Annotated in this window: 22 protein-coding genes; 17 read left to right on the top strand and 5 right to left on the bottom strand. The window is 66.8% G+C overall.

The annotated features are described in order from the left end of the window. Positions 1-67: 67 nt before the first annotated feature. Complete coding sequence (locus JL37_RS29230) at positions 68-967, bottom strand: recombination-associated protein RdgC (RefSeq protein WP_043548923.1); 900 nt, start codon at positions 965-967, stop codon at positions 68-70. Between the two features lie 150 nt (positions 968-1,117). On the opposite strand from JL37_RS29230, the gene JL37_RS29225 reads away from it, so the two are divergent. Then, the gene (locus tag JL37_RS29225; RefSeq protein WP_043548922.1) at positions 1,118-1,327 is read left to right on the top strand and encodes a hypothetical protein; all 210 of its coding nucleotides are present in this window, start codon (positions 1,118-1,120) and stop codon (positions 1,325-1,327) included. A gap of 672 nt (positions 1,328-1,999) precedes the next feature. Here JL37_RS29225 and JL37_RS29220 read toward each other — a convergent pair. The 3 genes from JL37_RS29220 to JL37_RS29210 form a co-directional block, all read right to left on the bottom strand. Next, on the bottom strand, positions 2,000-3,661 hold the full coding sequence (locus tag JL37_RS29220; protein ID WP_043548921.1) for an MFS transporter: 1,662 nt from the start codon (positions 3,659-3,661) through the stop codon (positions 2,000-2,002). 197 nt (positions 3,662-3,858) lie between these two features. Beyond that, entirely contained in the window at positions 3,859-5,235 is a 1,377-nt protein-coding gene (locus tag JL37_RS29215) for a sensor histidine kinase (RefSeq protein WP_156124439.1), read from the bottom strand. A 115-nt stretch (positions 5,236-5,350) separates the two neighbouring features. Next, entirely contained in the window at positions 5,351-6,040 is a 690-nt protein-coding gene (locus JL37_RS29210) for a response regulator transcription factor (RefSeq protein WP_043548919.1), read from the bottom strand. 317 nt (positions 6,041-6,357) lie between these two features. Between JL37_RS29210 and recA the strand changes: the two genes are divergently transcribed. Together recA and recX are read left to right on the top strand one after the other, a co-directional pair. Continuing rightward, positions 6,358-7,419 carry a recombinase RecA gene (gene recA / locus JL37_RS29205; protein WP_043548914.1) on the top strand — a complete coding sequence of 354 codons (1,062 nt, stop codon included), beginning with the start codon at positions 6,358-6,360 and terminating at the stop codon, positions 7,417-7,419. Between the two features lie 73 nt (positions 7,420-7,492). Then, on the top strand, positions 7,493-8,164 hold the full coding sequence (gene recX, locus JL37_RS29200; RefSeq protein WP_043548912.1) for a recombination regulator RecX: 672 nt from the start codon (positions 7,493-7,495) through the stop codon (positions 8,162-8,164). 43 nt (positions 8,165-8,207) lie between these two features. Here recX and JL37_RS29195 read toward each other — a convergent pair whose 3' ends face one another. Continuing rightward, positions 8,208-9,125, bottom strand: coding sequence for a LysR family transcriptional regulator (locus JL37_RS29195; RefSeq protein WP_043548909.1), 918 nt, complete (start codon positions 9,123-9,125; stop codon positions 8,208-8,210). Between the two features lie 189 nt (positions 9,126-9,314). On the opposite strand from JL37_RS29195, the gene metE reads away from it, so the two are divergent. The 14 genes from metE (at position 9,315) to ppa (ending at position 26,228) form a co-directional block, all read left to right on the top strand. Beyond that, positions 9,315-11,612 (top strand): 5-methyltetrahydropteroyltriglutamate--homocysteine S-methyltransferase, encoded by a 2,298-nt coding sequence (metE, locus tag JL37_RS29190; protein ID WP_043548908.1) that lies wholly within the window; start codon positions 9,315-9,317, stop codon positions 11,610-11,612. 165 nt (positions 11,613-11,777) lie between these two features. Further along, positions 11,778-15,743 (top strand): Pls/PosA family non-ribosomal peptide synthetase, encoded by a 3,966-nt coding sequence (locus JL37_RS29185; RefSeq protein ID WP_043548906.1) that lies wholly within the window; start codon positions 11,778-11,780, stop codon positions 15,741-15,743. After that, the gene (locus JL37_RS29180; protein ID WP_231570457.1) at positions 15,728-16,300 is read left to right on the top strand and encodes a 4'-phosphopantetheinyl transferase superfamily protein; all 573 of its coding nucleotides are present in this window, start codon (positions 15,728-15,730) and stop codon (positions 16,298-16,300) included. The genes JL37_RS29185 and JL37_RS29180 overlap by 16 nt, the downstream gene beginning before the upstream one ends. An 82-nt stretch (positions 16,301-16,382) precedes the next feature. Then, a complete protein-coding gene (locus tag JL37_RS29175) occupies positions 16,383-16,985 on the top strand; it encodes a DUF2889 domain-containing protein (protein ID WP_043548905.1) in 603 nt (200 codons plus the stop codon). 10 nt (positions 16,986-16,995) lie between these two features. Continuing rightward, the gene (sucC, locus tag JL37_RS29170) at positions 16,996-18,156 is read left to right on the top strand and encodes an ADP-forming succinate--CoA ligase subunit beta (protein WP_043548904.1); all 1,161 of its coding nucleotides are present in this window, start codon (positions 16,996-16,998) and stop codon (positions 18,154-18,156) included. Between the two features lie 100 nt (positions 18,157-18,256). Next, on the top strand, positions 18,257-19,138 hold the full coding sequence (gene sucD, locus JL37_RS29165) for a succinate--CoA ligase subunit alpha (protein ID WP_043548903.1): 882 nt from the start codon (positions 18,257-18,259) through the stop codon (positions 19,136-19,138). A 261-nt stretch (positions 19,139-19,399) separates the two neighbouring features. Beyond that, positions 19,400-20,098: a TerC family protein gene (locus tag JL37_RS29160; protein WP_043548902.1), complete on the top strand. Its 699-nt coding sequence runs from the start codon at positions 19,400-19,402 to the stop codon at positions 20,096-20,098. 113 nt (positions 20,099-20,211) lie between these two features. After that, positions 20,212-20,931 carry a TerC family protein gene (locus JL37_RS29155; protein ID WP_043548900.1) on the top strand — a complete coding sequence of 240 codons (720 nt, stop codon included), beginning with the start codon at positions 20,212-20,214 and terminating at the stop codon, positions 20,929-20,931. Next, a complete protein-coding gene (locus tag JL37_RS31005) occupies positions 20,918-21,040 on the top strand; it encodes a hypothetical protein (protein ID WP_042792647.1) in 123 nt (40 codons plus the stop codon). Before JL37_RS29155 ends, JL37_RS31005 begins: the two co-directional genes overlap by 14 nt. Before the next feature lie 9 nt (positions 21,041-21,049). Continuing rightward, on the top strand, positions 21,050-21,997 hold the full coding sequence (gene hemC, locus JL37_RS29145; protein WP_043548899.1) for a hydroxymethylbilane synthase: 948 nt from the start codon (positions 21,050-21,052) through the stop codon (positions 21,995-21,997). Next, on the top strand, positions 21,997-22,815 hold the full coding sequence (locus JL37_RS29140) for a uroporphyrinogen-III synthase (protein ID WP_052097694.1): 819 nt from the start codon (positions 21,997-21,999) through the stop codon (positions 22,813-22,815). The genes hemC and JL37_RS29140 overlap by 1 nt, the downstream gene beginning before the upstream one ends. Before the next feature lie 37 nt (positions 22,816-22,852). Next, a complete protein-coding gene (locus JL37_RS29135) occupies positions 22,853-24,043 on the top strand; it encodes a uroporphyrinogen-III C-methyltransferase (protein ID WP_052097700.1) in 1,191 nt (396 codons plus the stop codon). A 5-nt stretch (positions 24,044-24,048) separates the two neighbouring features. Beyond that, entirely contained in the window at positions 24,049-25,665 is a 1,617-nt protein-coding gene (locus JL37_RS29130) for a heme biosynthesis HemY N-terminal domain-containing protein (protein ID WP_043548897.1), read from the top strand. Between the two features lie 32 nt (positions 25,666-25,697). Further along, positions 25,698-26,228, top strand: coding sequence for an inorganic diphosphatase (gene ppa / locus JL37_RS29125; RefSeq protein ID WP_043548895.1), 531 nt, complete (start codon positions 25,698-25,700; stop codon positions 26,226-26,228). The last annotated feature ends 177 nt before the right edge of the window (positions 26,229-26,405 follow it).

Below are 26,405 nucleotides of genomic sequence, written 5' to 3'. Positions count from 1 at the left end.
GACGCAAAAAAAGAAAGGCCGCCCGGTCAGGGGCGGCCTGCTTGTCAGGCGCGGTGGCGCCCGCCGCTTACACCTTCTTTTCGCCGCCCAGCGCGTCGACCAGCTCGGCCATCATCTTGGCCAGTTCGCCCGTCATGAGCATCATGTCGGAATCGAATTTCTCGTCGTCGTTGGAGGCCACGCCTTCGTTGCCTTCCTTCAGCACGTCCAGGGGGGCGACGCGCTTGATGTCCAGGCCTTCGGTCAGCACGAAGGAGATGCGGTCGGCCCAGGTCATGGCCAGGCGGGTGCACTGCTTGCCGGACTGGATGTGGCGGCGCACGTCGTCGGCGTCGATGGAGTGCTTGACGTAGCGGATGGCCGCGCCGCTTTCTCCGGAGGAACGCAGTTCCGTGTCCTGGTCGATGGAGAAGTTGACGGGAGCCTCGTCTTCGGCCAGCCAGCCCGTCATCGCCGACGCGGGCGATTGCGCCACGTAGAGGTTCTCGAGCGGGAAGGGTTCGACGCACTTGGCCAGCAGGCCGATGACCTCGTCGGCCTTGGCCGAGGCGGCGGCATCGACGACGAGCCAATGGTTCTGCGTATCGATCCACACGCGGGTGTCGCGGTACACGCTGAAGGCGCGCGGCAGGAGCTCGTCGGTGACGCGCTCCTTGATTTCCTTCATCTGCTTGCGGCCCGGCTTGTAGCCTTGCTGCTCTTCGATTTCCTGGGCGCGTGCCTTGGCGACCTGGTTCACGACGGTGCCGGGCAGGAGCTTCTTTTCAGCGCGCAGGCTGAGCAGGATCTGGCCATTGATGACATGGGCCAGCCCGCCGTTCTCGCGGGGCGGGACCCAGCCCAGGCTTTGCATTTCCAGGTTGTTGCCGGCTTGGTAGGCATGCCGCGCCAGCGTTTCTTCAAGCTGGTCGCCGATCAGCGTCCACGGCGAGGAGAGGCGATAAATCTTGAGATTCTTGAACCACATGAGCGTCGGCCAAAAGGGGAGATTCTATACGACGCGAGCCTATTGCCGAAGTGCTGCAATACGGAAGCGCGGCGCGACACCTTCTGTCACTGACAGCCGCCGGCCTATGCGCTAATGTCCGCGGCAGCAACGTCGAACTGGAGAAAACACATGAAGATCATTGGCGTCATCTTGATCGTGCTGGGCATCGCCGCCCTGGCCTACAAGGGCTTCAACTACAAATCCGAGGAGACCGTGCTGCAGATCGGATCGGTAAAGGCCACCGCCGAAACCGAGAAGTCTGTGCCCATCCCTGCCTGGGCCGGCATCGCGGCCATCGTGGCGGGCGTCGTGGCGATCGGCGTGGGCATGCGCCGCTAATTGCACCGGGGTTTCGGGGCCGCGGGCAGGCCCCCCTCAGGCGACCGCCTTGCGGTCGCCTTTTTCGCGTTTGCTTCCGCGAAAAAAAAGCGGCCCGGCTCAATGAAGGCCGGGCCGGTACGGGAGCACACAATACCGCGTCATAAAAGGCTCGCGGGGAACGCGGTATCGGTGTCAGAACACTGGCCCTGCAATCTTCCGACAGGGGGATCAATCGTCGGCAGATCTGGCGCAAGACCGTAATCTGAGCGGCCAGTCTAATGTCGTCGGTCTGACATGGTCCTGAATCGGCGAAATACATCGAATCCGCCATCCGTGCGCCGTCATCCCTTCGCAGGAAACCCGTCCTCGGCCGCTGCATCAAGGCGGACAGCTGTATGGACCGGCAACCTGTTACCCATGTCCTCGTACACCTGTTACCCATGTCTCCGGTCCGTACAGACAGCCCCCTTGGGGGGCAGCAAGCGCGCGGAGCGCGCGCAGCGTGATGGATATCCGCAAGAACAGTCCGTCCCGCCGCCGGGCCGCCCCAAGGCGGGACAGCCCCCTTGGGGGGCAGCAAGCGCGCGGAGCGCGCGCAGCGTGGGGGCTCATATACAAAAAAAAAGCTCCATAAGGAGCTTTTAAAGGCCGGGCGGGCGCAGCAGTCCCGTCCGGCGGGGGATGGAAGGTTTAGGCGTTGATGTCGACGTCCTTGGTTTCGCGCACGAACAGCGTGCCGATGACCAGGGTCATGACCGCGATGATGATCGGATACCACAGACCGTCATAGATATTGCCGGTTGCGGCTACCACGGCGAAGGCCACCGGAGGCAGGAAGCCGCCGAACCAGCCGTTGCCGATGTGGTAAGGAAGGCTCATCGACGTGTAGCGGATGCGCGTCGGGAACATTTCCACCAGCATGGCGGCGATCGGGCCGTACACCATGGTCACGTAGATAACCAGGATGGTCAGCAGGACGACGACCATGACGTTGTTGGTCTGCGCCGGGTCGGCCTTGGCGGGATAGCCGTGGCTGCGGATCGCGGTGGTGAGCGCCTTGTCCAGTTCCGCGGCCTTGGCCTTGAAGTCGGCCGCAGGCATCGTCTTGCCGTCGAACGAGGCGAACTCGTCATTGCCGATCTTGACCTTGGCGACCGAGCCGGCCGGAGCGGCTTCGTTCTTGTAGTTCACCGAGTTGCGGGCCATGAAGGACTTGACCACGTCGCAGGAGCTGGTGAACGACGAGGTGCCCACGGGGTTGAACTGGAACGAGCAGGTGGCCGGATCCGCGATCACGGTGACCGGCGCCGACGCCTGGGCCTTTTCCAGCGCGGGATTGGCGAAGTGCGTGAGGCCCTGGAAGATCGGGAAGTAGGTGACGGCGGCGATCAGGCAGCCCGCCATGATGATGGGCTTGCGGCCGATCTTGTCCGACAGCGCGCCGAAGATCACGAAGAACGGCGTGCCGATCAACAGCGCGAGCGCGATCATGATGTTGGCGGTGTTCGCGTCGACCTTCAGCGTCTGCGTCAGGAAGAACAGGGCGTAGAACTGGCCCGTGTACCAGACCACGGCCTGGCCGGCGGTCAGGCCCAGCAAGGCCAGGATCACGACCTTCAGGTTCTTCCACTGGCCGAAGGATTCGGCGATCGGCGCCTTCGAGCCCTTGCCTTCTTCCTTCATGCGCTTGAAGGTCGGCGATTCGCTCAGCTGCAGGCGGATCCACACCGAGATGCCCAGCAGGACGACCGAGATCAGGAACGGGATGCGCCAGCCCCAGGCCTTGAAGTCGTCTTCGCCCATGAACGTGCGGATGCCCAGGATGACCAGCAGCGACAGGAACAGGCCCAGCGTTGCGGTGGTCTGGATCCAGGACGTGTAGAAACCACGGCGGCCGTGAGGAGCATGTTCCGCGACGTAGGTCGCGGCTCCGCCGTATTCGCCGCCCAGCGCCAGCCCTTGCAGCAGGCGCAGGCCGATCAGGATGGCCGGCGCCGCCAGGCCGATGCTGGCATAGCTGGGCAGGACCCCGACGAGGAAGGTGGACAGGCCCATGATCACGATCGTGACCAGGAAGGTGTACTTACGTCCGACGAGGTCGCCCAGGCGGCCGAACACCAGCGCGCCGAACGGCCGGACGGCGAAGCCTGCCGCGAAGGCCAGCAGCGCGAAGATGAAGCCCGCGGTGGGGTTCACGCCCGAGAAAAAGTGCTGCGCAATGATGGCTGCGAGAGAGCCATAAAGATAGAAGTCGTACCACTCGAAAACCGTGCCCAGCGACGACGCAAAGATGACGCGGCGCTCATCCTTGGTCATCGGGCGCGGACCCGCGGATGGGCCGCGGCCTGCCATGGTTGTTGTGCTCATGATGTCTCCTCGTTTTTGTTGCCGGCGGTGGTCCGCCGTGCACCGCCCTCCGCCGGCGACACCGACATCGAGAGCTATACGTAACATTGGGGGGCGAGGCTGACGAGGTTCTGACGAGATCCTTACTCGAATCTTAAAATTGAAACAAAATGATTCTTTCCCTGGGGGCGCTAGGGATAGCCCTAGCTGTCGAGCAGGGGCGCCGATTCCGCATAGAGCGGGAAAACCACGCGCACGCGCATGCCGGGCAGCGACGAATGCGCGGTGGGATGATCGTGGATTTCGACGCTGGCCTGGTGCTTCTGCGCGATCTCGCGCACGATGGCCAGGCCGAGGCCGCTGCCGTCGGACATCGTGCCCAGGACGCGGTAGAAGCGGTCGAACACGCGTTCGCGCTCCTCGGGCGGGATGCCCGGGCCGGAGTCCTCCACGTCAAGCACGGCGCGCCCGCGCAAGGCCTGCACGCGCACCGTGATGTGGCCGCCCCGCGGCGTGTAGCGCAGCGCGTTGTCGACGAGGTTGTTGAGAAGTTCGGCAAGCAGCAAGGGGTTGCCGTTGATTTCCACGGGCGCGTCCGCGCCCTCGAACCCCAGGTCGGTGCTGAGCGACAGGGCTTGCGGCACCCAGTGCATGGCCTGTTCGTAGGCGATGGCGTTGAGGTCGGTGCGGGTCAGCCCGATGGCGCTGGGGTTTTCCGCGCGGGCCAGCAGCAGCAGCTGGTTCACCAGGCGCGTGGCCCGTTCCGAGCCGGTCACGAGCTGGCGCAGGCTGGACTGCATCTCCTCGGGGCTGGCGTCGCGCAAGGCCAGTTCCGCCTGCGTGCGCAGGCCCGCCAGCGGCGTCTTCAACTGGTGCGCCGCGTCCGCGACGAAGCGGCGCTGGGCCTGGACGTTGGAGGAAAGCCGGTCCAGCAGATCGTTCATGGCGGCCACCAGCGGCGCGATCTCGGACGGCGCGGCGCGCTCGTCGATGGGCGAGAGATCGTCGGGCCGGCGCGCGCGCAGCCGCTGCTGCAGCGCGTTCAGCGGGGCGACGCCGCGCGACAGCCCGAACCACACCAGCAGCACGGCGACCGGCAGCACCACGAACTGCGGAATGATCACGCCCTTGATGATGTCGTTGGCCAGCTGCGTGCGCTTTTCGACCGTCTCGGCCGCTATCAGCAGCGCGGGCTGCGTGTTCGGCAGGTGCAGGTCGACCCAAGTGAACGCCAGCCGTATGCCAAAGCCGCGCAGCGTGGCGTCCTCGTACTGGACCTCGCCGGGGTGGGGCTGGCCCACGCTGGAGGGTAGGGGCAGCGCCCGGTCGCCGCCCAGGTACTCGCCGCGGCTGCCCAGCGCCAGCCAGAATACGCTGTCGGTCTCGTCGGCGTGCAGCACGTCGCGGGCCGCGTCGGACATCTTCAGCACGGCGCGCCCATCCTGCGCGTGAACCTGCCGGGTCAGCACGTGGAGATTGTTGGCGAGCGCGCGGTCGTAGGGCACGTTGGCGATGTTCTGGGCGACCACGTAAGTGATGGCGACGCTCATCGGCCACAGGAGGAACAGCGGCGCGAGCATCCAGTCCAGGATCTCGCCGAGCAGGGAGCGCTGGGGCGGCGCGAAGCTCGGTCCCTTGGAACCGGCTTGCATGACATCCAGTGCTTCCTGGTTGAGCGACTCCGGATGCGCGGGCTCAGCTTGCGAGGTACGCCGCACCCTGGTCCCGCTCAAGACAGTAGCCCAGGCCGCGCACGGTCACGATCTTCACGCCGCTGGGCTCGAGCTTCTTGCGAAGGCGGTGGACATAGACCTCGATGGCGTTGGTGCTGACTTCCTCGCCCCACTCGCAGAGGTGGTCGACGAGCTGGGTCTTGCTGACCATGCGGCCGCTGCGGGTCAGGAGGATTTCGAGCAGGCTGACTTCACGGGCCGACAGATCCAGCGTCTGGTCGTCCACCATGGCCACCCGGCCGGTCTGGTCGAACAGCAGCCGGCCGTGCTTGAGCAGGGTCGCGCCGCCGCCTGCGCCGCGCCGGGTCAGCGCGCGTACGCGGGCTTCGAGCTCCGACAGCGCGAAGGGCTTGGCCATGTAGTCGTCCGCGCCCAGGTCCAGGCCCTTGACGCGTTGTTCGATGCTGTCGGCGGCCGTCAGGATGAGCACGGGCAGGGCGGAGTTGCGGGCGCGCAACCGGCGCAGAACCTCCAGGCCGGCCAGCTGCGGCAGGCCGAGATCCAGGATGAGCAGGTCGAACGGCTGGGCCGCCAGGGCGGAGTCGGCCGCAAGCCCGTCGCGCACGGCATCCACGGCGTAGCCATTGTGGCGCAACGAACGGGACAGGCCGTCGGCCAGGATGCTGTCGTCTTCGGCGATCAGGATACGCATGGGCTACAGTAGAAAATAATCCCGCGCCATGGCTGGGGCGGTCCGGCGGGGGTACGAGGGACGAAACGCCGGGCTCGCCTGGGATTCTGGCATATGGCGGCCGGCTTGCCACTCAGGGTATACGTGCAAAACATTGGCACACTGGTTTTTTGTACAGTATAATCCGATGCCATAATCTGATCCGTAGCCCAAAGCACTGCCAGATCGGCTCGCCGGATCGGCCAGCCAGATTCGGCCAGCCAGATTCGGCCACCGCATCTGGCACGCCAGACCCGCAATCCCCTTCGACACCAGATACGTTACAGACAGGACTCTACATGGACGACAAAACCACCAAGGCCGCCGCATCGGAAAAGGCCAAGGCACTTGCCGCCGCGCTTTCGCAGATCGAAAAGCAGTTCGGCAAGGGCTCGATCATGCGCTACGGCGACAACGAGGTCTCGCACGACATCCAGGTGGTTTCCACGGGCTCCCTGGGGCTGGACATCGCGCTGGGCGTCGGCGGCCTGCCGCGCGGCCGCGTGGTCGAGATCTACGGTCCTGAATCGTCGGGCAAGACCACGCTGACGCTGCAGGTGGTGGCCGAAATGCAAAAGCTCGGCGGCACCTGCGCCTTCGTCGACGCGGAACACGCCCTGGACGTGCAGTACGCCTCCAAGTTGGGCGTGAACCTGGCCGACCTGCTGATCTCGCAGCCGGACACGGGCGAGCAGGCGCTGGAAATCACCGATGCGCTGGTGCGCTCGGGCTCGGTCGACCTCATCGTCGTCGACTCGGTGGCGGCCCTGGTGCCCAAGGCCGAAATCGAAGGCGAAATGGGCGATTCCCTGCCCGGCCTGCAAGCCCGCCTCATGAGCCAGGCGCTGCGCAAGCTCACCGCCACCATCAAGAAGACCAACTGCATGGTCATCTTCATCAACCAGATCCGCATGAAGATCGGCGTGATGTTCGGCAATCCCGAAACCACCACCGGCGGCAACGCGCTCAAGTTCTACTCTTCCGTGCGCCTGGACATCCGCCGCATCGGCTCGATCAAGAAGGGCGACGAAGTCGTCGGCAACGAAACCCGCGTCAAGGTCGTGAAGAACAAGGTCGCGCCTCCGTTCAAGCAGGCCGAGTTCGACATCATGTACGGCGCCGGCATCTCGCGCGAAGGCGAAATCATCGATCTGGGCGTGGCTGCCAACGTGGTGGACAAGTCCGGCGCGTGGTACAGCTACAACGGCAACCGCATCGGCCAGGGCAAGGACAACGTCCGCGAATACCTGAAAGAGCACAAGGAACTGGCCATCGAGATCGAGAACCGCGTGCGCGAGAACCAGGGCATCGTCAGCCGTGCCGCCGAGTTCGTGCCCACGGCGGAAGACACCGCCGAGTAAGCTCCATCGGCTCGGTGATTTGCGGCAGGCGCCAGTACGGGCCTGCCGTTATGCATCAGCAAGCAGGAAACGCATGAGCTGGAAACCGCCCCAGGCGTCAGCCGACCGTCTTCGCGCCAAACTTGACGACGAGTTCGAAACCGTCGCCAGGCCGCAGGGCCTGCGCCGCACTTCGGATGCCCGGCGCGAGCCCGATGAGGCTGCGGCCAGCCCGGAAGAAGGCTGGCGGCGCAGCTCGGAGGAGCGCGCGGCGGGGCGCGGTCGCCAGGCCGCCGAAGGCACGGAGGGCGGCAAGCCCGCGCGCAGCGGCCCATCGCTGAAGATGCGGGCCGTGGGCTACCTGTCGCGGCGCGAGCATGCTCGCGGCGAGCTGGCGCGCAAACTCGCTCCCCATGCCGAAGATCCGTCTGAAATCGAGGCCGTTCTCGACGCCCTGGAAAAAGAAGGCTGGTTGTCCAACGAACGCTTTGCGCAGGGGCTGGTCCACCGGCGCGCTTCGCGCCAGGGCACGGCGCGTATCGTCCAGGAGTTGCGCCAGCATGGCCTGGACGACAATCAGGTCGCCGAATTGCGCGACCAGTTGCGGGCCACCGAATACGACCGCGCGCTGGAGGTCTGGAAGAAGCGCTTCCACGCCCGGCCGGACGATCGCGCGGCCTACGCCAAGCAGGCGCGCTTCCTGGCCAGCCGCGGCTTTGCGCATGACGTCATCCGCCGCATCCTGGGCGAAAGCGACGAAGGCTGATCCTCTCCGCGGCAGGCGCGGGGGCGGGCCGATGGCGGCCTTGCTATTTCGCCGATTTGATGCCGGACAGCGTCTTGAAGCAGACGTCGCGGGTGATCGTCAGGAATTCGTCGATGTACGACGCGTCCGTGTCTTCGCTGCGCACCGTGGCGTACAAGGTGCGCCATACGCCTTGCGGCCCCAGCCTGCATAGCCGCAGCCATCCCTGGTTCATGTATTCCGTCAACGCCCAGTTCGGCAGCGCCGCCACGCCGCGGTTGCTGGCGACCAGCTGCGCGATGATGGGGGTGAGTTCCGCCTTGCGGACGGCCGCCGGCTCTACGTCGGCCGGATCCAGGAAGGCGGTGAAGATATCCAGGCGCTGCTTGTCCACCGGATAGGTGATGAGCGTCTGGTCGGCCAGCTGGTCGGGCATGATGAATTTGCTGCCGGCCAGCGGGTTGGATTCCGACACCGCCAGCACCAGTTCGTACTTGAACAGGGGCAGGTATTCGACAGCATCCAGCGGCTGCGGGTCCGACGTGATGACAAGGTCCAGGTCGCCGCGCACCAGGGCGGGCAGCGGGGCGAACGAAAAGGCGGCCGACAGGTCCAGCGCCACGTCCGGCCATTGGGCCCGGAATGCGTCCAGCGCCGGCATCAGCCATTGGAAGCACGAGTGGCAATCGATGGCCAGGTGCAGGCGGCCGGTGCGGCCGGCGGCCAGCCGCTGCAATTCCCGTTCGGTCGCACGGATGCGCGGCAGCACTTCGTCGGCCAGCGCCAGCACGCGCAGACCGGCGGTGGTCAGGCGGGCCGGCCGGGTGCGCCGATTGAGCAGGGGCGTGCCCAAGCGGGTTTCCAGATCGCGCAACTGGTGCGACAGGGCGGATTGGGTCAGGTGGAGGCGCTCGGCGGCTTCCTGCAGGCTGCCGCCCTCGCGGATGGCGGTCAGCGTTTCGAGATGGCGGATTTCTAGCATGGGCGGAGACGGGAAGATGGAAAGCTGCGGCGGGCGGACGCGGCGGCCCGCTGCGACCCGGCGGGGTAATGAGTTTATATTGTATGAGATTTACTCATTTTATGAATGTAGACATTGATTTTGATTCATTTAACTTTGCCTGCACAATGGCTGTCACTTGAACAAATTTTGTCTAATGGCGGTGTTGTCATGACTACTATTCATAATTTGGGGTTCCCCCGCATTGGCGCCCAGCGTGAATTGAAGCGCGCTGTCGAAGCCTATTGGGCCGGCAGGCAAACCGCCGAGGCGCTCGAGGAAACCGGCCGCGAACTGCGCGCCCGGCACTGGCAGCTGCAGGCTGGCGCCGGCTTGAAGTTCGTGCCGGTGGGCGATTTCGCCTGGTACGACCAGATCCTGGAATGGACTACGCTGCTCGGCGCCGTGCCGGCGCGCTTCGGCCAGAAAGACGGCGAACCGGTTTCGCTGGACACGCTGTTCCGCATGGGTCGTGGCCGCGCGCCGTCCGGCAAGCCCGCCGCGGCCTGCGAAATGACGAAGTGGTTCGACACCAACTACCACTACATCGTGCCGGAACTGGTCCCCGGCCAGACCTTCCGCGTCGCCCGCGAATCGCTGTTCGAACAGATCCAGGAAGCCCAGGCGCTGGGCCACGCCGTCAAGCCCGTGATTCCCGGGCCGCTGACCTGGCTCTACCTGGGCAAGGGCGACGCGTTCGCCGAAGGCGCCGCCGACGCCGGCAAGCTGAAGCTGCTGGCCGCGCTGCTGCCCGTCTACCAGGAGGTGCTGGCGCGTTTTGCCAAGCTGGGCGTGCAGTGGGTGCAGATCGACGAGCCGATCCTGGCCCTGGACTTGCCGCAAGCCTGGCGCGACGCTTTCCGCGAGGTCTACGCCACGCTGTCGGCCAGCCCCGTCAAGCTGCTCGCCGCTACCTATTTCGATGGCTTGAAGGACAACTTGCCGACGGCGCTGGGCTTGTCCGTGGCGGGCCTGCACGTGGACCTGGTCCGCGCGCCGGAGCAATTGGCCGAGGTGGTCGCAGGACTGCGCGGCGACCAGGTGCTGTCGGCCGGCGTCATCAACGGCCGCAATATCTGGCGTACCGATCTGGACGCCGCCATCGCCACGCTGGCTCCCATCAAGCAGCAACTGGGCGAACGCCTGTGGCTGGCGCCCTCGTGCTCGCTGTTGCACGTGCCGGTGGACCTGGCCCACGAAACCGACCTGGACGCCGAACTCAAGGGTTGGCTGTCCTTCGCCGCGCAGAAACTGGACGAACTGAGCTTGCTGGGCCGCGCGCTGGAAAACGCCGCGGACGCGTCGGTGCAGGATGGCCTGGCCAAGCAGCGCGCCGCGCTGGCTGCCCGCCGTTCCTCCGCCCGTATCCACAATCCGGCGGTCGGCCAGCGCATGGCCGCGGCCGCCGGCGTGTCGCGCGACCGCGCGCCATTCGCGGGCCGTATCGCCCGCCAGCAGGAGCAACTGGGCCTGCCCGCCTATCCGACCACTACCATCGGTTCCTTCCCGCAGACGGCCGAAATCCGCGCGCTGCGCCGCGACTGGAAGGCCGGCGCCCTGACGGACTCGGCCTACGAGGCCGCCATCCGCAAGGAGATCGAGGAAGTCATCCGCTTCCAGGAAAAGGTCGGCCTGGACGTGCTGGTGCATGGCGAGCCCGAGCGCAACGACATGGTGGAGTACTTCGGCGAGCTGCTGGCCGGCTTTGCCTTCACCAAGAACGGCTGGGTGCAAAGCTACGGCTCGCGCTGCGTCAAACCGCCGATCATTTTCGGCGACGTGGCCCGTCCGGCCCCGATGACCGTGGGTTGGTCCTCGTACGCGCAGTCGCTGACGGACAAGCCCGTCAAGGGCATGCTGACCGGCCCGGTCACCATCCTGCAGTGGTCCTTCGTGCGCGACGACCAGCCGCGCGAGCAGACCTGCCGCCAGCTGGCGCTGGCGTTGCGCGACGAAGTCGTGGACCTGGAAGCCGCCGGCATCAACGTCATCCAGATCGACGAACCCGCCATCCGCGAAGGCCTGCCGCTGCGCCGCGCCGATTGGCAGGCGTACCTGGACTGGGCGGTGGATTGCTTCCGCCTGTCCACCGCCGGCGTGCGCGAAGAAACGCAGATCCATACCCACATGTGCTATTCGGAGTTCAACGACATCATCGAGTCGATCGCCGCCATGGATGCGGACGTGATCACCATCGAGACCTCGCGCTCCAATATGGAGCTGCTCAAGGCCTTCGAGGACTTTCGCTACCCCAACGACATCGGTCCGGGTGTGTACGACATCCATTCGCCGAACGTGCCCGAGGTGGACTGGATGGTCGGGCTGATGGAGAAGGCGGCTGCCCGCCTGCCCAAGGAGCGCCTGTGGGTGAATCCTGACTGCGGCCTGAAGACGCGCGCCTGGCCCGAAACCGAAGCCGCGCTGATCGGCATGGTGCAAGCGGCCCGCGCCCTGCGCCAGGCGGCATAAGCCGATTCGCCCGGAGCTTCGGCTCCGGGCCGTCCTCAGACAAAAAACGCGTCTTTGCGGAGCAAGCCCACACCATGCGGGCTTTTTTCGTTTTTTGCCTGAACGAAATGGCGCGGCGCGGGTCCATAGGCAAAATTCTCCCTTCGCCGGATCGTTGCCGCCCTCATGATTCTCCACGGCCCTTATCGGGCAGACCTGCTGCGTGCCGAAACGCTGCCCGATATTCTTGAAGCCACGATCCGCCGGCATCCCGCCGCCATCGCCATTCATTGGCAGGATCAAACCCTTACCTATGACATGCTCGGCCAGCGCGCCGACCTGGCCGCGCATCACCTGATCGAGGCCGGCGTCAGGCCCGGGCAGGTTGTGGGCCTGTGCCTGCCGCGCGGAGCGGAGCTGCTGGTCATGCAGGCGGCGATAGCCAAGGCCGGCGCGGCCTGGTTGCCGTTTGAATCCGATACTCCGCCCGATCGCATGCAAGCCTGCCTGCTGGACGCCGGCGCCAACGGCCTGATCGCCGGGAGCGACGTGCGCCTGGAGGGCCTGGAGACATGGACGCCGTGGCTGCTGGCAGATCCGGTGAAAGGGCCATTGCGCGCGCGCGAGGGCCTGCTGCCCGGGCACCCCGCCTACGTGATCTACACATCCGGCTCCACCGGCAAGCCCAAGGGGGTGCCGATCAGCCACGCCAGCATCTGCCATTTCCTGCGCAGCGAAAACGAGGTGCTGGGCGTGCGCCAGGACGACAAGGTCTACCAGGGCTTCTCCGTGGCCTTCGACATGTCGTTCGAGGAAATCTGGATCAGCTACCTGGCGGGCGCCGCGTTGTGGGTCGCGCCCAAAATGCTGACGACGGACCCCGAGGGCCTGCCGCTGGCGCTGGCGCGCGAGGGCGTCACGGTATTGCATGCCGTGCCGACGCTGCTGGCGCTGTTTGCGCATGACGTGCCCAGGCTGCGCATAGTGAACCTGGGCGGCGAAGCCTGCCCCGAATTCCTGGCGCGTCGCTGGGCGACGCCCGGGCGCCGGCTGTTCAACACGTATGGCCCCACGGAAACCACCGTGTCGGCCAGCGTGGCCGAGCTGTTTGCAGATCGACCGGTGACGATAGGTTCGCCCTTGCCCAACTATGGCATGCTGATCCGCGGTGAAGACGGTTCGGTGCTGCCCCAGGGGCAGGTGGGCGAACTGTGCATTACCGGCCCCGGCGTGGCGGACGGCTACCTGGGTCGGCCCGAGTTGACGGCCGAAAAATTCCTGGCCAATCCGCAGCCCGGCGGCGAGCACGACACCCGGATGTACCGCAGCGGCGATCTGGCCCGCATCGACGAGTCCGGCCAGATCGTGTGCCTGGGCCGCAGCGACGACCAGGTCAAGGTGCGGGGCTTCCGCGTCGAGCTGGGCGAGATCGAGGCGGCGCTGTACCGCCAGCCCGGCGTGGGCGCGGCGGCGGTGGTGTTGCGCGATCTCGCCGGCATCGACCAACTGGTGGCCTTCGTGGCGCCCGAAGGCGACGTCCGGCTGGATGCGCACGCCATGCGGGCGGCGCTGGCGGCCGATCTGCCCGCCTATATGATTCCGGCCCGCTTCGAACTGGTGGCCGAGGTGCCGCGCCTGACGTCGGGCAAGATCGATCGCAAGGCGCTCAAGGGACGGCCGCTGGAAGCGCCTGCCGCGGGATTCGCCGGCGACGACGATCTGCCGGCCACGCCTGGCGCGGCGGCGCTTTTCGACGCGCTGCGCCCGCTGTTCCCGGGGCAGCCCCTGCGCCTGTCCAGCGATTTCTTCCGCGACCTGGGCGGCCATTCACTGCTGGCCGCGCGGCTGGTATCGGCGCTGCGCAGGCATCCGCGCTATGCCGCGCTGACGATGCACGAGCTCTACCAGCATCCGGAGCTGGGCGCGCTGGCGGCCCGGCTGGACGCGCTGGCTTCGGCCGGCGAAGAGACCTTGGCGGAAGCGGAGCCTGAACAGGCGCCGACGTGGCGGCGCTGGACCTGCGGGCTGGCGCAACTGGCCGCCTTGCCGCTGCTGATCGGCGTGCGCATGCTGATCTGGTTGACGCCGTTCTTCACCTACCACTATTGGACGGGCGACGAAGGAGATTCCGTCTGGCGCGCCGTGGCCTTGTCCATCGCCAGCTACCTGGCCTGCAACCTCTTGAGTTTTGGCGTGGCGGTCGCATGCAAGTGGACCATCCTCGGGCGGCTCAAGGCCGGCCGGTATCCGCTATACGGATGGACGTTCTACCGATGGTGGCTGGCGGATCGGATCCTGGACATTCCGCCGGCTCACCTGCTGGCCGGCTCGCCGCTCCAGGTTTGGTATCTGCGGGCGCTGGGCGCGAGGATCGGCCGCGACGCCGCCATCAACCGCATCTCGATCCGCGCGCCGGACCTGCTATCGGTGGGCGACGGCGTCAGCATCGGCGCCTCGGTGAACCTGGAGAATTTCGCAGTGCGGGGCGGCGCCTGGGAGGTGGCTCCGATCACGCTGGCGGACGAGACCTATATCGGTTCGTATGCGGTGCTGCAGGGCGACGTGACGATGGGGCAGGGCGCCCGTCTCGAGGGGCTGTCGTCGCTGCCCCGCGGGTCGCGCGTCCCTTCGGGGCAGACCTGGACGGGGGCGCCGGCGCGCCATGATCCGCAGGCGCGGCCGTCCGAACTGCCCGCCCGGCCGGCGCGCCGGCCGGCCTGGCGCCGGCTCGACTGCCTGGCCTACGCGGGGGGCGGCGCGCTGATCGCGGCCCTGTTCTTCATGCCGGTCTTCCCGAGTTTCGTGCTGATCGACTGGATCGACGCCCGCTGGCTGGACCTGATGGGATCGCGCGTAGCCTGGCCCCAGGCCTTCCTGGCCTATCTGCTGCTGGCGCTGCCGGCCAGCGCCTTGCTGCTGCTCCTGACCGTGGTCGTCTCCGCAATGCTGCGCTGGGCGCTGCTGCCGCGGCTGGCCAGCGGCCGCTGGCCCGTCTACGGGCAGATCTACCTGCGCCGCTGGCTGACCAACCAGATCCAGGAGTCCAGCCTCAGCGTACTGCATGGCCTGTACGCGTCCATCTACGCGGGCACCTGGTACCGCCTGCTTGGCGCGAAGGTCGGCCGCGGCACCGAGATATCCACGGCCATGGGCATCGTGCCGGACATGCTGACCCTGGGCCGCGACAGCTTCATCGCCGACGGCGTCATGCTGGGCGACGAGGAGATCGACCGCGGGAGGATGACGATGCGTCCCACCGTCATCGGCAATCGCAGTTTCGTGGGCAATGGCGCCTACGTGCCGGACGGCTCGACGCTGCCCGACGACGTGCTGATCGGCGTGCAGAGCCGCGCGCCGGCCAATGCCCGCATGGCCAGCGGCCAGACCTGGCTGGGCAATCCGCCGATCTCGCTGCCCGCGCGCGAACAGACCGCCGGCTTTCCCGAGCATCTGACGTTCCGGCCCGGCCCGGGGCGCAAAGCCGCGCGCGGGGCGGTCGAGGGCATGCGCATGATCTTGCCGCTGGCCGTGGTGATCGCGGCGGGCTACCTCACGGTGATGAAGGTCATCCCCATCGCCGCCCGCGACGGCTTCCTGGCCGCCTTCGACGAGCTGATGCTGGCCGGCGTGCTGTACGGCGTGGGCGCCTTTCTGTTCCTGGTGGGGTTGAAGTGGGCCTTGATCGGACGCTACCGGCCCCGCGCCGCGCCGATGTGGACGCCCTTCGTCTGGAAGAGCGAGGCCGTCACCAGCCTGTACGAATCCATCGCCGTGCCGAACTTCTTCAATTTCCTGCGGGCGACGCCGTGGCTGCCGCTGGCCCTGCGCTGCATGGGGGCGAGGATCGGCAGGCGGGTCTTCATGGACACCACCGACGTCACCGAGTTCGACTGCGTATCGATCGGCGACGACGCGGTGCTGCATGCGTGGTCGGGGCCCCAGACCCATCTGTTCGAGGACCGGGTCATGAAAATCGGGATGGTCCGCATCGGCAAGGCGGTCAATGTCGGGCCGCGCAGCACCATCCTGTACGACACCTGGGTCGAGGCGGGCGCGCGCCTGGGGCCGCTGACGCTGGTGCTCAAGGGCGAGACCATCCCGGCCGGACAGGCCTGGATCGGCAGTCCGGCCACCCCGTGGACGCCACGGTGAGCCCGGCGCTTTGCCTGAGCGGGGAGGGCGCGGCCGTCGAACTGTGGCTGTTGCGCCTGGCCGCCGCCCGCCAGCGGCAGCGGCAGGCGGCCCGGGACTGGCTGGCGGCGGAGCTTGTCCGGCGCGGCGCGGGAGCGTCGTGGGCGGAGTCTGCCAAGGGGCCGCGGATGCCGGCCGGCGCGCGCTGGCAAAGTTCGTTCTCCTATTGCGGCCCCTATATTCTTTGCGGGCTGTCCCGGCTGGGCGCGCCCGGCGTGGACCTGGCAGGGGGCGAGTCCTGGCCGGGCGACGCGGACGTCGCCCGCCTGTATTGCGGCCCGGAGGTGGCGGCGGGACTCGCGGCCAGCCCGCCGGCGGAGAGGCCGGACGCCTTCGCCCGGGCCTGGAGCGCGCTGGAGGCGCGCCTGAAGGCGTGCCGGCGCGGCCTGGAGGAACACTCCCCGGAACGGGAGCGGCATCTGGCCGCGGCCAGGATCACCTGCCAGGTCCGCCACGATGGCCTGTGGGCCTCGGCCGCGCTGTGCCCGGACGTGGCGGACGCGGCCCCGGGCGGTTGATGAAGGGCCGCCTGCGCTATACTTTCAAGGTTTTGTTGCCGCGCACCATGCGCAGGCCATCTTCGCCCCGCAGGCCCTCAGCATGCCCTTGCCCCCGCCGGACTATCCTCGCCAACCACTGCATACGCGTTCCATACGCGTGCAATCGTATGCGCGCGAAGACGGGCTTTGGGACCTGGAAGCCGAACTGATCGACGTCAAGGCGTACGATTTCCCCAAGCGCGACGGCGAGATGTTCAAGGCCGGCCAACCCATCCACCATATGCACCTGCGCATCACCATCGACGAGAATTTCTCGATCGTGGCCGCGCAGGCCGTCTATGACGCCGCGCCCTACGGCGCGCAATGCATGGCCATCGAGCCGGCTTACACTGATCTGATCGGCATGAACCTGCTCAAGGGATTCCGCCGGCAGGTCAAGGAGCGGTTCGGGCACGTGGAGGGCTGTACGCACATGACCGAGCTGTCGCAGGTGCTTCCTACCGCGGCAGTACAGACCATGGCCAACCGCCGGCGGCAGGAAAACAACCCGGACCGGCGTCCATTTCAACTGGACGGCTGCCATGCGCTCAGCACCAGCGGCCCGGTGGTGGCTGAGCACTATCCCAAGTGGTACACCGGGGGTAGCGCTGAGGCATCGGCCGATTCGTCTACCGATTCACCTTCTCTTACTCATACGTCCTGACAGGTAACACATGAAAATCCACGAGTATCAAGGCAAGGAACTGCTGAAGCAATTTGGCATCCCGGTGCCGCGCGGGATTCCCGCTCTTTCCGTCGACGAGGCCGTGGCTGCCGCTGAAAAGCTGGGTGGACCGGTTTGGGTCGTCAAGGCACAAATCCATGCGGGTGGCCGTGGCAAGGGCGGCGGCGTGAAGCTGGCGCGCTCGCTGGACGACGTGCGCAAGCTCGCCTCCGAAATCCTGGGCATGCAGCTGGTCACGCACCAGACCGGCCCGGAAGGCCAGAAGGTCCGCCGCCTGTACATCGAAGACGGCGCCGACATCCAGAAGGAATACTACGTGTCGCTGGTCACCGACCGCGCCACCCAGAAGGTCGCTTTCATCGCTTCCAGCGAAGGCGGCATGGACATCGAGGAAGTGGCCCACTCCACTCCCGAGAAGATCGTCACCGAATACATCGACCCGCTGACCGGCCTGTCGGCCGAGCAAGCCACCAAGATCGCCAACGCGATCGGCCTGCCCGCTGATTCCACCGCCCAGGCCGTGGACGTGTTCCAGAAGCTCTACAAGTGCTACATGGACACCGACGCTTCGCTGGTCGAGATCAACCCGCTGAACCGCGACAGCAAGGGCAACATCATCGCCCTGGACGCCAAGTTCAACTTCGACTCCAACGCGCTGTTCCGTCATCCGGAAATCGTTGCCTACCGCGACCTGGACGAAGAAGATCCCGCTGAAATCGAAGCCTCGAAGTTCGACCTGGCCTACATCCAGCTCGACGGCAACATCGGCTGCCTGGTGAACGGCGCCGGCCTGGCGATGGCCACCATGGACACCATCAAGCTGTTCGGCGGCGAGCCGGCCAACTTCCTGGACGTGGGCGGCGGCGCCACCGCCGAGAAGGTCACCGAAGCCTTCAAGATCATGCTCAAGAACAAGGGCGTGAAGGCGATCCTGGTCAACATCTTCGGCGGCATCATGCGCTGCGACGTCATCGCCGAAGGCGTGATCGCGGCTTGCAAGGCCGTCAACCTGAACGTGCCGCTGGTCGTCCGCATGAAGGGCACCAACGAAGAACTCGGCAAGAAGATGCTGGCCGACTCGGGCCTGCCGATCATCAGCGCCGACACGATGGCCGAAGCCGCCACCCGCGTCGTAGCCGCCGTCAAGTAAATATGCCCCCACGCCGCGCCCTTCGGCTTGCTGCCCCCCAAGGGGGCGCCTTGCACCTTGGGGCGGCCCGGCGGTACAAAGAAAATCCAAGGATTCACAAATGTCGATTCTGATCAACAAGGACACCAAGGTCATCACCCAGGGCATCACGGGCAAGACTGGCCAGTTCCACACCCGCATGTGCCGCGAGTACGCGAATGGCAAAGCCGCCTTCGTGGCCGGCGTTAACCCCAAGAAGGCCGGTGAGGACTTCGAAGGCGTGCCGATCTTCGCCTCCGTGAAGGAAGCCAAGGCCGACACCGGCGCGACCGTGTCCGTCATCTACGTGCCGCCCGCCGGCGCCGCCGCCGCCATCTGGGAAGCCGTCGAAGCCGAACTCGACCTGGTGATCTGCATCACCGAAGGCATCCCCGTCCGCGACATGCTGGAAGTCAAGAACCGCATGAAGGCCAAGGGCAGCAAGACGCTGCTGCTGGGCCCGAACTGCCCGGGCCTGATCACCCCGGACGAAATCAAGATCGGCATCATGCCGGGCCACATCCACCGCAAGGGCCGCATCGGCATCGTCAGCCGCTCGGGCACCCTGACGTACGAAGCCGTGGCGCAAGTCACCGAGCTGGGCCTGGGCCAATCCAGCGCCGTCGGCATCGGCGGCGACCCGATCAACGGCCTGAAGCACGTCGACGTCCTGAAGATGTTCAATGACGATCCCGATACCGACGCCGTCATCATGATCGGCGAAATCGGCGGTCCGGACGAAGTGAACGCCGCCCAGTGGGCCAAGGACAACATGAAGAAGCCGGTGGTCGGCTTCATCGCCGGCGTCACCGCTCCTCCCGGAAAGCGCATGGGCCACGCCGGCGCGCTGATCTCCGGCGGCGCCGACACGGCCGACGCCAAGCTGGAAGTCATGGAAGCTTGCGGCATCCGCACCACGCGCAACCCCTCCGAAATGGGCAAGTTGCTCAAGTCGGTGCTGTAAACCTGGTTTCGCGCAAGAAAAAGCCCGCTTCGGCGGGCTTTTTTTTGGATTTTTTTTCGCAATCCTAGGGAAATCCCGCGTCCATGTCACGGTCGGGCAACCATACGGAAAGCTGAACGAAACTATAATGAAAGAAAATCCACCGCGTACCCAGCAAGAATGCCGTCGGGCTCGCACCAAGACGGTCAGTACGTTTTCATCTTAGTTTTCACCCATTCATTTGGTTTGTCCTAGGGGGATCAACACCTAGGAAAGAGAGGCATGGAACTTAGTTCAGCGGCATTCTGGATAGCGTTGCTCCAGATCATTTGGGTCAACATTCTGCTATCGGGCGACAACGCCGTGGTTATCGCGCTGGCGGCGCGTTCGCTGCCCCCGGCGCAACAGAAGAAAGCGATCGTGATCGGCTCGGCCGCCGCGATCATCATGCGTATCGTGCTGACGCTCGTCGCCGCCAAGCTGCTGTTGCTGCCGTGGCTCAAGCTGATCGGCGCGCTGCTCCTGGTCTACATCGGCGTCACGCTGCTGTTGCCGGAGGGCGAGGAAGATGGCGCGGGCAAGACGCAGGGCAACCTGCTGACGGCGATCCGCACGATCATGATCGCCGACCTGGTCATGAGCCTGGACAACGTGGTGGCCGTCGCTGCCGCTGCGATGGGCGACACGACCTTGCTGGTCGTAGGCTTGGCCATCAGTATCCCGCTGGTCATTTTCGGCAGCACGCTGCTTCTGAAGGTCATCGAGCGCTTCCCGGTCATCGTCTGGGTGGGCGCGGCGTTGCTGGGCTTCATCGCTGGCGAACTGCTGGTGGGTGATCCGGCGCTGCAGGAACCGGTTGCGCGTATCGACGCCGCCCTGGGCGTGACGCAGCACAGCTTTGCGCTGATGACGGGCGTGCTGGGCGCGGTGCTGGTGCTGGCAATCGGCAAAGTTTTGCTGATGCGCCAGAAAGCTGACTGAAAGCTGAATTATACTAATACGTTGTACTGAATGACCTCGCCGCGCCATGCGCGGCGAGCTGGCCGGACCGGGACCGGCCATTTTTTTCTCATAATGCTCTTCGGGGGTTCATAGTGCTTGAGTTTTTCCAGACGCTGAGTTGGGCAGCGGTATTCCAGATCATCCTCATCGATATCCTGCTCGGCGGCGACAACGCCGTGGTGATTGCACTGGCTTGTCGCAACCTTGCGCCGAAGCAGCGCATGCAGGGCATTCTGTGGGGTACCGCGGGCGCCATCCTGTTGCGCGTCGTGCTGATCGCCTTCGCCCTGACGCTCCTCTCGATTCCCTTCCTGAAGGTCGTGGGCGGCGCGCTGCTGCTGTGGATCGGCGTCAAGCTCCTGATTCCCGAAGACGATGCGCACGGCAACGTGAAGGGCGGCACATCCATCGCCGCCGCCATCAAGACCATCATCATCGCCGACTTCGTGATGAGCCTGGACAACGTGATCGCCATTGCCGGCGCGGCCCAGAACGCCCACGCCGACCACCAGATCGGCCTGGTCGCCTTCGGCCTCATCGTCAGCGTGCCCATCATCATCTGGGGCAGCACCCTGGTGCTCAAGCTCATCGATCGCTACCCGCTGGTCGTTACCTTCGGCGCGGGCCTGCTGGGCTGGATCGCCGGCGGCATGCTGGTCACCGATGTTGTTGTCGAGCGTCAATTCGGCGTTCAGCCGGCTGCGGTTAAAATCGGCGCAGAAATCATTGGCGCCTTGCTCGTTGTTGTCCTTGGACGGTGGCTGGCAAGCCGCAAAACCGCCTCCAAGGAATCAGTACATGAGTCTGCGTAGATCCACCGATCCCCAGCAATCCGAATCGGGCCTGAGCCTGCTTCAAGGCCTGTTCGTGCTGGCCATACTCGGGGTGGTCGCGACGGTCATCGTCTCCAACTTCGTTTGACGACGCCTCGTGTCCCTACCGCAACGCCTGGTCATCGCGACCCGCGCCAGCCGGCTTGCCCTGTGGCAAGCCGAGCATGTGCGCGATCGGCTGCGCACGCTGTACCCGGCGTGCGCGGTTGAGCTGCTCACCCTGACGACCCGAGGCGACCAGATCCTCGACCGCACCCTGTCCAAGGTGGGCGGCAAGGGGCTGTTCGTCAAGGAGCTCGAAAATGCGCTGCTCGACGGGCGCGCCGATCTCGCCGTCCACTCCCTGAAGGACGTGCCGGTGGATCTGCAGGCCCCGTTCGAGCTCTGCGCCGTTCTCGATCGCGCGGATCCGCGCGACGCCTTTGTCTCCAACAACTACGGCTCGCTGGCCGACCTGCCCGCCGGGGCGGTCGTCGGCACGTCCAGCCTGCGCCGCGAATCCCAGATCCGCGCGCGCTATCCGGCATTGGCCGTCAAGCCGCTGCGCGGCAACCTCGACACGCGCCTGGGCAAGCTGGACAAGGGCGAGTACGACGCCATCGTGCTCGCCGCGGCCGGCCTGGAGCGCCTGGGCCTGGGCTCGCGCATCCGGGGCCGGCTCGACCCCTCCGACAGCCTGCCCGCCGCAGGGCAGGGTGCGCTGGGCATCGAGATCCGTGACGATCGCGGCGACATGCGCGCCTGGCTGGCCCCGCTGGCCAGCGCGGACACGACGTCCTGTGTCGCGGCCGAGCGCGCCGTGTCGCGCAAGCTGGGAGGGTCCTGCCAGGTGCCCCTGGCGGCCTATGCCGAGATCGAATCCGGCACCTTGTCGCTGCGCGCGCTGGTGGCGTCGCCCGATGGCGCGCGCATTGTCCGCGCCGTGCGCAGCGGCCCGGTGGCCGATGCGCAGGCCATCGGTGAAGCCGCCGCGCAGGAACTGCTGGACGCCGGCGCGCAAGCGATCCTCAGCGAACTGCTGCAAGACGACGCCCGGCCGGATTGATGGCCATGGGGTCCGCAGCCGCCGAATCGCCTCGGATCGCGATCCTCACGCGGCCCGCGGGGCGCAACGAGGCCCTGGCCGCCCGCCTGAGCGGCGCCGGCTGGCTGCCCTGCATTCTGCCGGCCCTGGAAATCCAGGCGTTGCCGGCCGCCTCGCAGACTCTTCCGCGGCCGGCCGAGTACGACATGGTCGTATTCGTCAGCGGCAATGCAGCCCGGCAATACCTGGACCAATGGGCCCGGGCGGACGGCCCGGCGGCCTGGCCCGAAGGCGTCATCGCCGCCACCGTGGGGCCAGCCAGCGCGCAGGCCTTGCTCGAGTCGGATTGTTTTGGCGCGAATACAACAGTTCTGCATCCACCCGAAAGCGCTCCCAGCCACGATTCCGAGGCCTTGTGGGAAGTGCTGCGGGGGCTGCCCCGCCTGCCGGGGCGGGTGCTGCTCGTGCGCGGGACGCAGGGCAGGGACTGGCTGGGCGACCAGCTCGAGGCCCATGGCGCGGCCGTGACGCGCCACGCCGCCTACCTGCGCCGCCCCGCCGCCTGGGACGCGGGCCAACTGGCCCGCCTGCGGGAATGGGCCGGGGCCGGGCTGAGCGCCACCTGGCTGATCACCAGCGGGGAGGGCGCGGACGCCGTCCGGGCCCGCCTGGACGAGGCCGGCCTGGCGGCCTGGTGGGAAGGCTGCAGCTTCGTGCTGACGCATCCTTCCCTGGCGCGGCGCGTGCCGCCGGCCACTCATGACGTCAGAGCCCCCGCAATGGTAAAAATCTGCTTGCCCAACGACGAGTCGATATTCCACGCCTTTGTTGCTGCTTGATTCGTTGCATCGGACCGACACCGAATACAATCGCGTCATGACAGACAAGACTCCCGCTACCGATCCGGTCGTTCCGACGGCCGCCCCGGGCGCAAGCGCGCCCGCATCGGCCCCGGCCGATCCCGTCAAGGCCCGTCCGGCCAAACGCGGCAGTGGCCCGCTGGTCACTGCCCTGATCATCGTCATTCTCCTGGCCGCCGGCCTGGGCTACGCGCTGTGGAAGCAGCGCACGCAATTCGTGTCCGCCGGACGCGAGGTCGCGACGCGTCTCGATACGCTGGCATCCGACGTGGCGCAGGCCCGCAAGGACACGCGTGAAGCCCTGGCCCTGGCGCAGGCCCAGGCGGGCCGCGTGGCCGAACTCGAAGATACCGTGCGCGAGACGCAAAGCCAGTACAACGCATTGCAGCTGGCCTGGCAGAACTTCAACGACAGCGCCAGCGACGAACTGCTGGCCAACGACGTCGAGCGCCTGCTGACCATTGCCAGCCAGCAACTGCGCCTGGCCGGCAACGTTTCCAACGCCATCGTGGCGCTCGAGACCGCGCAGTCGCGCCTGGCGCGCGCCGATCGGCCGCGCTTCTCCAGCCTGCAGCAATCCATCAACGGGGACCTGGACCGCCTGCGCGCGGTTTCCACGGTGGACATCCCCGCCCAATCGGCCCGTATCGAACGCCTCGTGGCGCTGGTCGGCAAAGCGCCGCTGCTGGTGCCCGATGCTGCCGCCCCGGGAGTCACGCCCGCCGGCGAGGCCCGTCCGGCCGCCGCGGCGCCCGAGGTCGATCCGCAGGCCGGCCTGCCGGCCGACGCGCCCTGGTGGCAGCGCTGGCGCGCCGAGATGGCCTCCTGGCCCGGCCGCGCCGGCTCCGCCCTGGCGCATGAGCTGGGCGGCCTGATCACCATCCAGCGCGTGGACGAGCCCGCGGCGCTGCTGCTGTCGCCCGAACAGGCCGACCTCGTGCGCGGCGCGCTGCGTCAGCGCCTGCTGACCGCCCAACTGGCCATGCTGATGCGCCAGCCCGCCGTCTGGAAGAGCGAGCTCGAAAACGTCGGCACGACGTTGGCCAAGTACTTCGACAACCGCTCTCCGGATACCGTCGCCGCCCAGGGGCTGGCGCGCGAATTGGCCCAGACCGACATCGCCGTGCGCCTGCCGGACGTGGCCGACAGCCTGAACGCCATCGCCGCGCTGCGCGCGGCGGGTTTCAAGACTAGCGAGCAGGACTGAGGCCTATGCGTACCTGGTTCTGGACTCTGCTGCTGGCCGTTGTCGCCGTCGCCCTTGCGGTGGTGCTGCGCTCGCATTCCGGCAACGTGTTGTTGCTGGTCTGGCCGTGGCGCATCGGGATGTCGCTGACGCTGGCCGTCCTGTTGATCGTCGCCGCCTTCATCGTGCTGTACGTGGGCCTGCGCCTGCTGGCCTGGCTGCTGGCCATCCCCGACCGCGTGCGGGCCTGGCGCGGCAAGCGCGCCCAGGCGCGCGACCATGAATTGCTGGAACGCGGCTGGATCGGCCTGCTGGAAGGCCGCTATACCACCGCCGAAAAGGACCTGACCAAGCTGCTCGAGCAGACCAAGGTCCAGAACCGCCGCGTGCTGGCGGCCTTGTCTGCAGCCCGCGCCGCGCACGGCCTGGGCGAGTTCGACCGCCGCGACCGCTTCCTGGCGATGGCACAGGAACAGGCGGGCACGGAGCCTGGCCTGGTCGAAGCCACCGCCACGGTCTCCGCCGACATGCTGCTGGACCAAGGCCGCGCCGAACGCGCGCTGGCGGTGCTGGAGCCCCTGGCCGACGGCGGCGCGCGCCACCTGCACACCATGCGCCTGCTGCTGCGCGCACATACCGCGCTGCGCCATGACGAACAGGTCTTCACGCTGGCTCGCGGCCTCGTGCGCCGCAACGCCCTGGCGCGCACCGAGGCCGATCAGCTGATCGACGCCTCCGGCGCGGCGCGCCTGCGCGCCGCCGCCAGCAGCGAAACCTGGCGCGCCATCTGGAAAGACCTGAAGGCCGAAGAGCGCCTTTTGCCCGAGATCGCGCTGGCCGGGGCGGCGGCTTTCGAAGCTGCCGGCGAGGCCAATGAAGCGGCTCGCGTGCTCGAAGCCGCGGTCGCGGTGAAATTCAATCCGGCGCTGGTGGCGGCATACGCCCGCTGCGAAGCCGAGCAGGTGTCGCGCCGGCTCGCCCGCGCCGAAACCTGGCTGCAGCAGCGTCCCACCGATCCCGAGTTGCTCACCGCTTTGGGCATGCTGTGCCTGAACGGCCAGCTCTGGGGCCAGGCGGAGCGCTATCTGCTGCGCGCCCTCAGCCGCCGCAGCGACGCGCAGACGCATGCTTTGCTGGGCAGCCTGTACGACCGCCTGGATCGTCCCGCCGACGCCGTGCGCCACTGGCGCCTCGCCACGGCGGCCAGCATGGCGCTGCCCGTGCTGGCCTCGGATGCGGCGCTGCCGGCCGCGGACACGGGCTCGGATCCCTATCGCGTGGATGCCGAGGGCGGCTATGCGGTGGGCCTGTCCGATACCGACAGCGACACCGACGTCGGCGGCGATTATCCCGCGCTGCCGCCGGCCGTGGCGGCCTCCGCGTCCGACTACGTGCTGGACCCGGACGCGCGCGTCAGCAAGGAACAGCGCGAGCGCGCGCTCGCCCCCGAGGATGCGCCGCTGGCTGGCGGCAGCACCTCCGATATCGACGAGTACTTCGACAGCGCCCCGATTCCGGCGGCGGCTTTCGATGAGCCCGTGCCCACGTACGCGCCGGCCCCGCCCGCAGGGCCCAAGCCCGCGCCGGCCGCCGCGCCCGTGCCGGCGACCAAGCCGCCGTTCAAGGACGACGGCTCGATTTGAATATTCCTTCAGACAAACAACAAGGTTGAATCATGAGTCTCGATCGCGTCTCCCCTGGCAAGAAGCTGCCGGAAGACTTCAACGTCATCATCGAAATCCCCATGAACGCCGACCCGGTGAAGTACGAGGTCGACAAGGATTCGGGTGCGATTTTCGTTGACCGCTTCATGCTGACCGCCATGCACTACCCGTGCAACTATGGCTACATTCCGCAAACCCTGTCCGAAGACGGCGACCCCGCCGACGTGCTGGTGCTGACTCCGTTCCCGATCCAGATCGGCGCCGTCGTGCGCTGCCGCGCCATCGGCGTGCTGGAAATGGACGATGAATCGGGCGGCGACGCCAAGCTGTTGGCCGTGCCGATCGAAAAGCTGTATCCCCCGTACCGCAACATCAAGACCTACGAAGACCTGCCGGCGGAAGACATCGCCCGCATCCAGCACTTCTTCGAGCACTACAAGGACCTGGAAAAAGGCAAGTGGGTCAAGGTCAAGGGCTGGAAGGGCCTGGACGCCGCGCACGAGGAAATCGTCCGCAGCGCCGAGCGCTACACGAAGGGCTGATTAGCTTTTTGCCGCCGGGCCGCCCCAAGGCAAAAACGGCCCCCTTGGGGGGCAGCAAGCCGAAGGCGCAGCGTGGGGGCTATTTTTGCCGCCGGGCCGCCCCAAGGCAAAAATGGCCCCCTCGGGGGGCAGCAAGCCGAAGGCGCAGCGTGGGGGCTATTTTTGCCGCCGGGCCGC

This window comes from Achromobacter sp. RTa, from assembly GCF_000757485.1.
Lineage (GTDB): Bacteria > Pseudomonadota > Gammaproteobacteria > Burkholderiales > Burkholderiaceae_B > Achromobacter.
The sequence above is the reverse complement of the archived record's forward strand: the minus strand, read 5'-3'. Positions and strand labels throughout refer to the sequence as shown.

Excerpts from the sequence above, each read along its gene's own strand:
- JL37_RS29185 (WP_043548906.1), top strand. The coding sequence starts at position 11,778 with ATGATTCTCCACGGCCCTTATCGGGCAGACCTGCTGCGTGCCGAAACG.
- JL37_RS29225 (WP_043548922.1), top strand. The coding sequence starts at position 1,118 with ATGAAGATCATTGGCGTCATCTTGATCGTGCTGGGCATCGCCGCCCTG.
- JL37_RS29130 (WP_043548897.1), top strand. The coding sequence starts at position 24,049 with ATGCGTACCTGGTTCTGGACTCTGCTGCTGGCCGTTGTCGCCGTCGCC.
- JL37_RS29175 (WP_043548905.1), top strand. The coding sequence starts at position 16,383 with ATGCCCTTGCCCCCGCCGGACTATCCTCGCCAACCACTGCATACGCGT.
- JL37_RS29195 (WP_043548909.1), bottom strand. The coding sequence starts at position 9,125 with ATGCTAGAAATCCGCCATCTCGAAACGCTGACCGCCATCCGCGAGGGC.
- recA (WP_043548914.1), top strand. The coding sequence starts at position 6,358 with ATGGACGACAAAACCACCAAGGCCGCCGCATCGGAAAAGGCCAAGGCA.
- JL37_RS29140 (WP_052097694.1), top strand. The coding sequence starts at position 21,997 with ATGGCCATGGGGTCCGCAGCCGCCGAATCGCCTCGGATCGCGATCCTC.
- JL37_RS29210 (WP_043548919.1), bottom strand. The coding sequence starts at position 6,040 with ATGCGTATCCTGATCGCCGAAGACGACAGCATCCTGGCCGACGGCCTG.
- JL37_RS31005 (WP_042792647.1), top strand. The coding sequence starts at position 20,918 with ATGAGTCTGCGTAGATCCACCGATCCCCAGCAATCCGAATCGGGCCTG.
- JL37_RS29230 (WP_043548923.1), bottom strand. The coding sequence starts at position 967 with ATGTGGTTCAAGAATCTCAAGATTTATCGCCTCTCCTCGCCGTGGACG.
- sucC (WP_043548904.1), top strand. The coding sequence starts at position 16,996 with ATGAAAATCCACGAGTATCAAGGCAAGGAACTGCTGAAGCAATTTGGC.
- metE (WP_043548908.1), top strand. The coding sequence starts at position 9,315 with ATGACTACTATTCATAATTTGGGGTTCCCCCGCATTGGCGCCCAGCGT.
- recX (WP_043548912.1), top strand. The coding sequence starts at position 7,493 with ATGAGCTGGAAACCGCCCCAGGCGTCAGCCGACCGTCTTCGCGCCAAA.
- JL37_RS29215 (WP_156124439.1), bottom strand. The coding sequence starts at position 5,235 with ATGCTCGCGCCGCTGTTCCTCCTGTGGCCGATGAGCGTCGCCATCACT.
- JL37_RS29135 (WP_052097700.1), top strand. The coding sequence starts at position 22,853 with ATGACAGACAAGACTCCCGCTACCGATCCGGTCGTTCCGACGGCCGCC.
- ppa (WP_043548895.1), top strand. The coding sequence starts at position 25,698 with ATGAGTCTCGATCGCGTCTCCCCTGGCAAGAAGCTGCCGGAAGACTTC.
- JL37_RS29220 (WP_043548921.1), bottom strand. The coding sequence starts at position 3,661 with ATGGCAGGCCGCGGCCCATCCGCGGGTCCGCGCCCGATGACCAAGGAT.
- JL37_RS29160 (WP_043548902.1), top strand. The coding sequence starts at position 19,400 with ATGGAACTTAGTTCAGCGGCATTCTGGATAGCGTTGCTCCAGATCATT.
- sucD (WP_043548903.1), top strand. The coding sequence starts at position 18,257 with ATGTCGATTCTGATCAACAAGGACACCAAGGTCATCACCCAGGGCATC.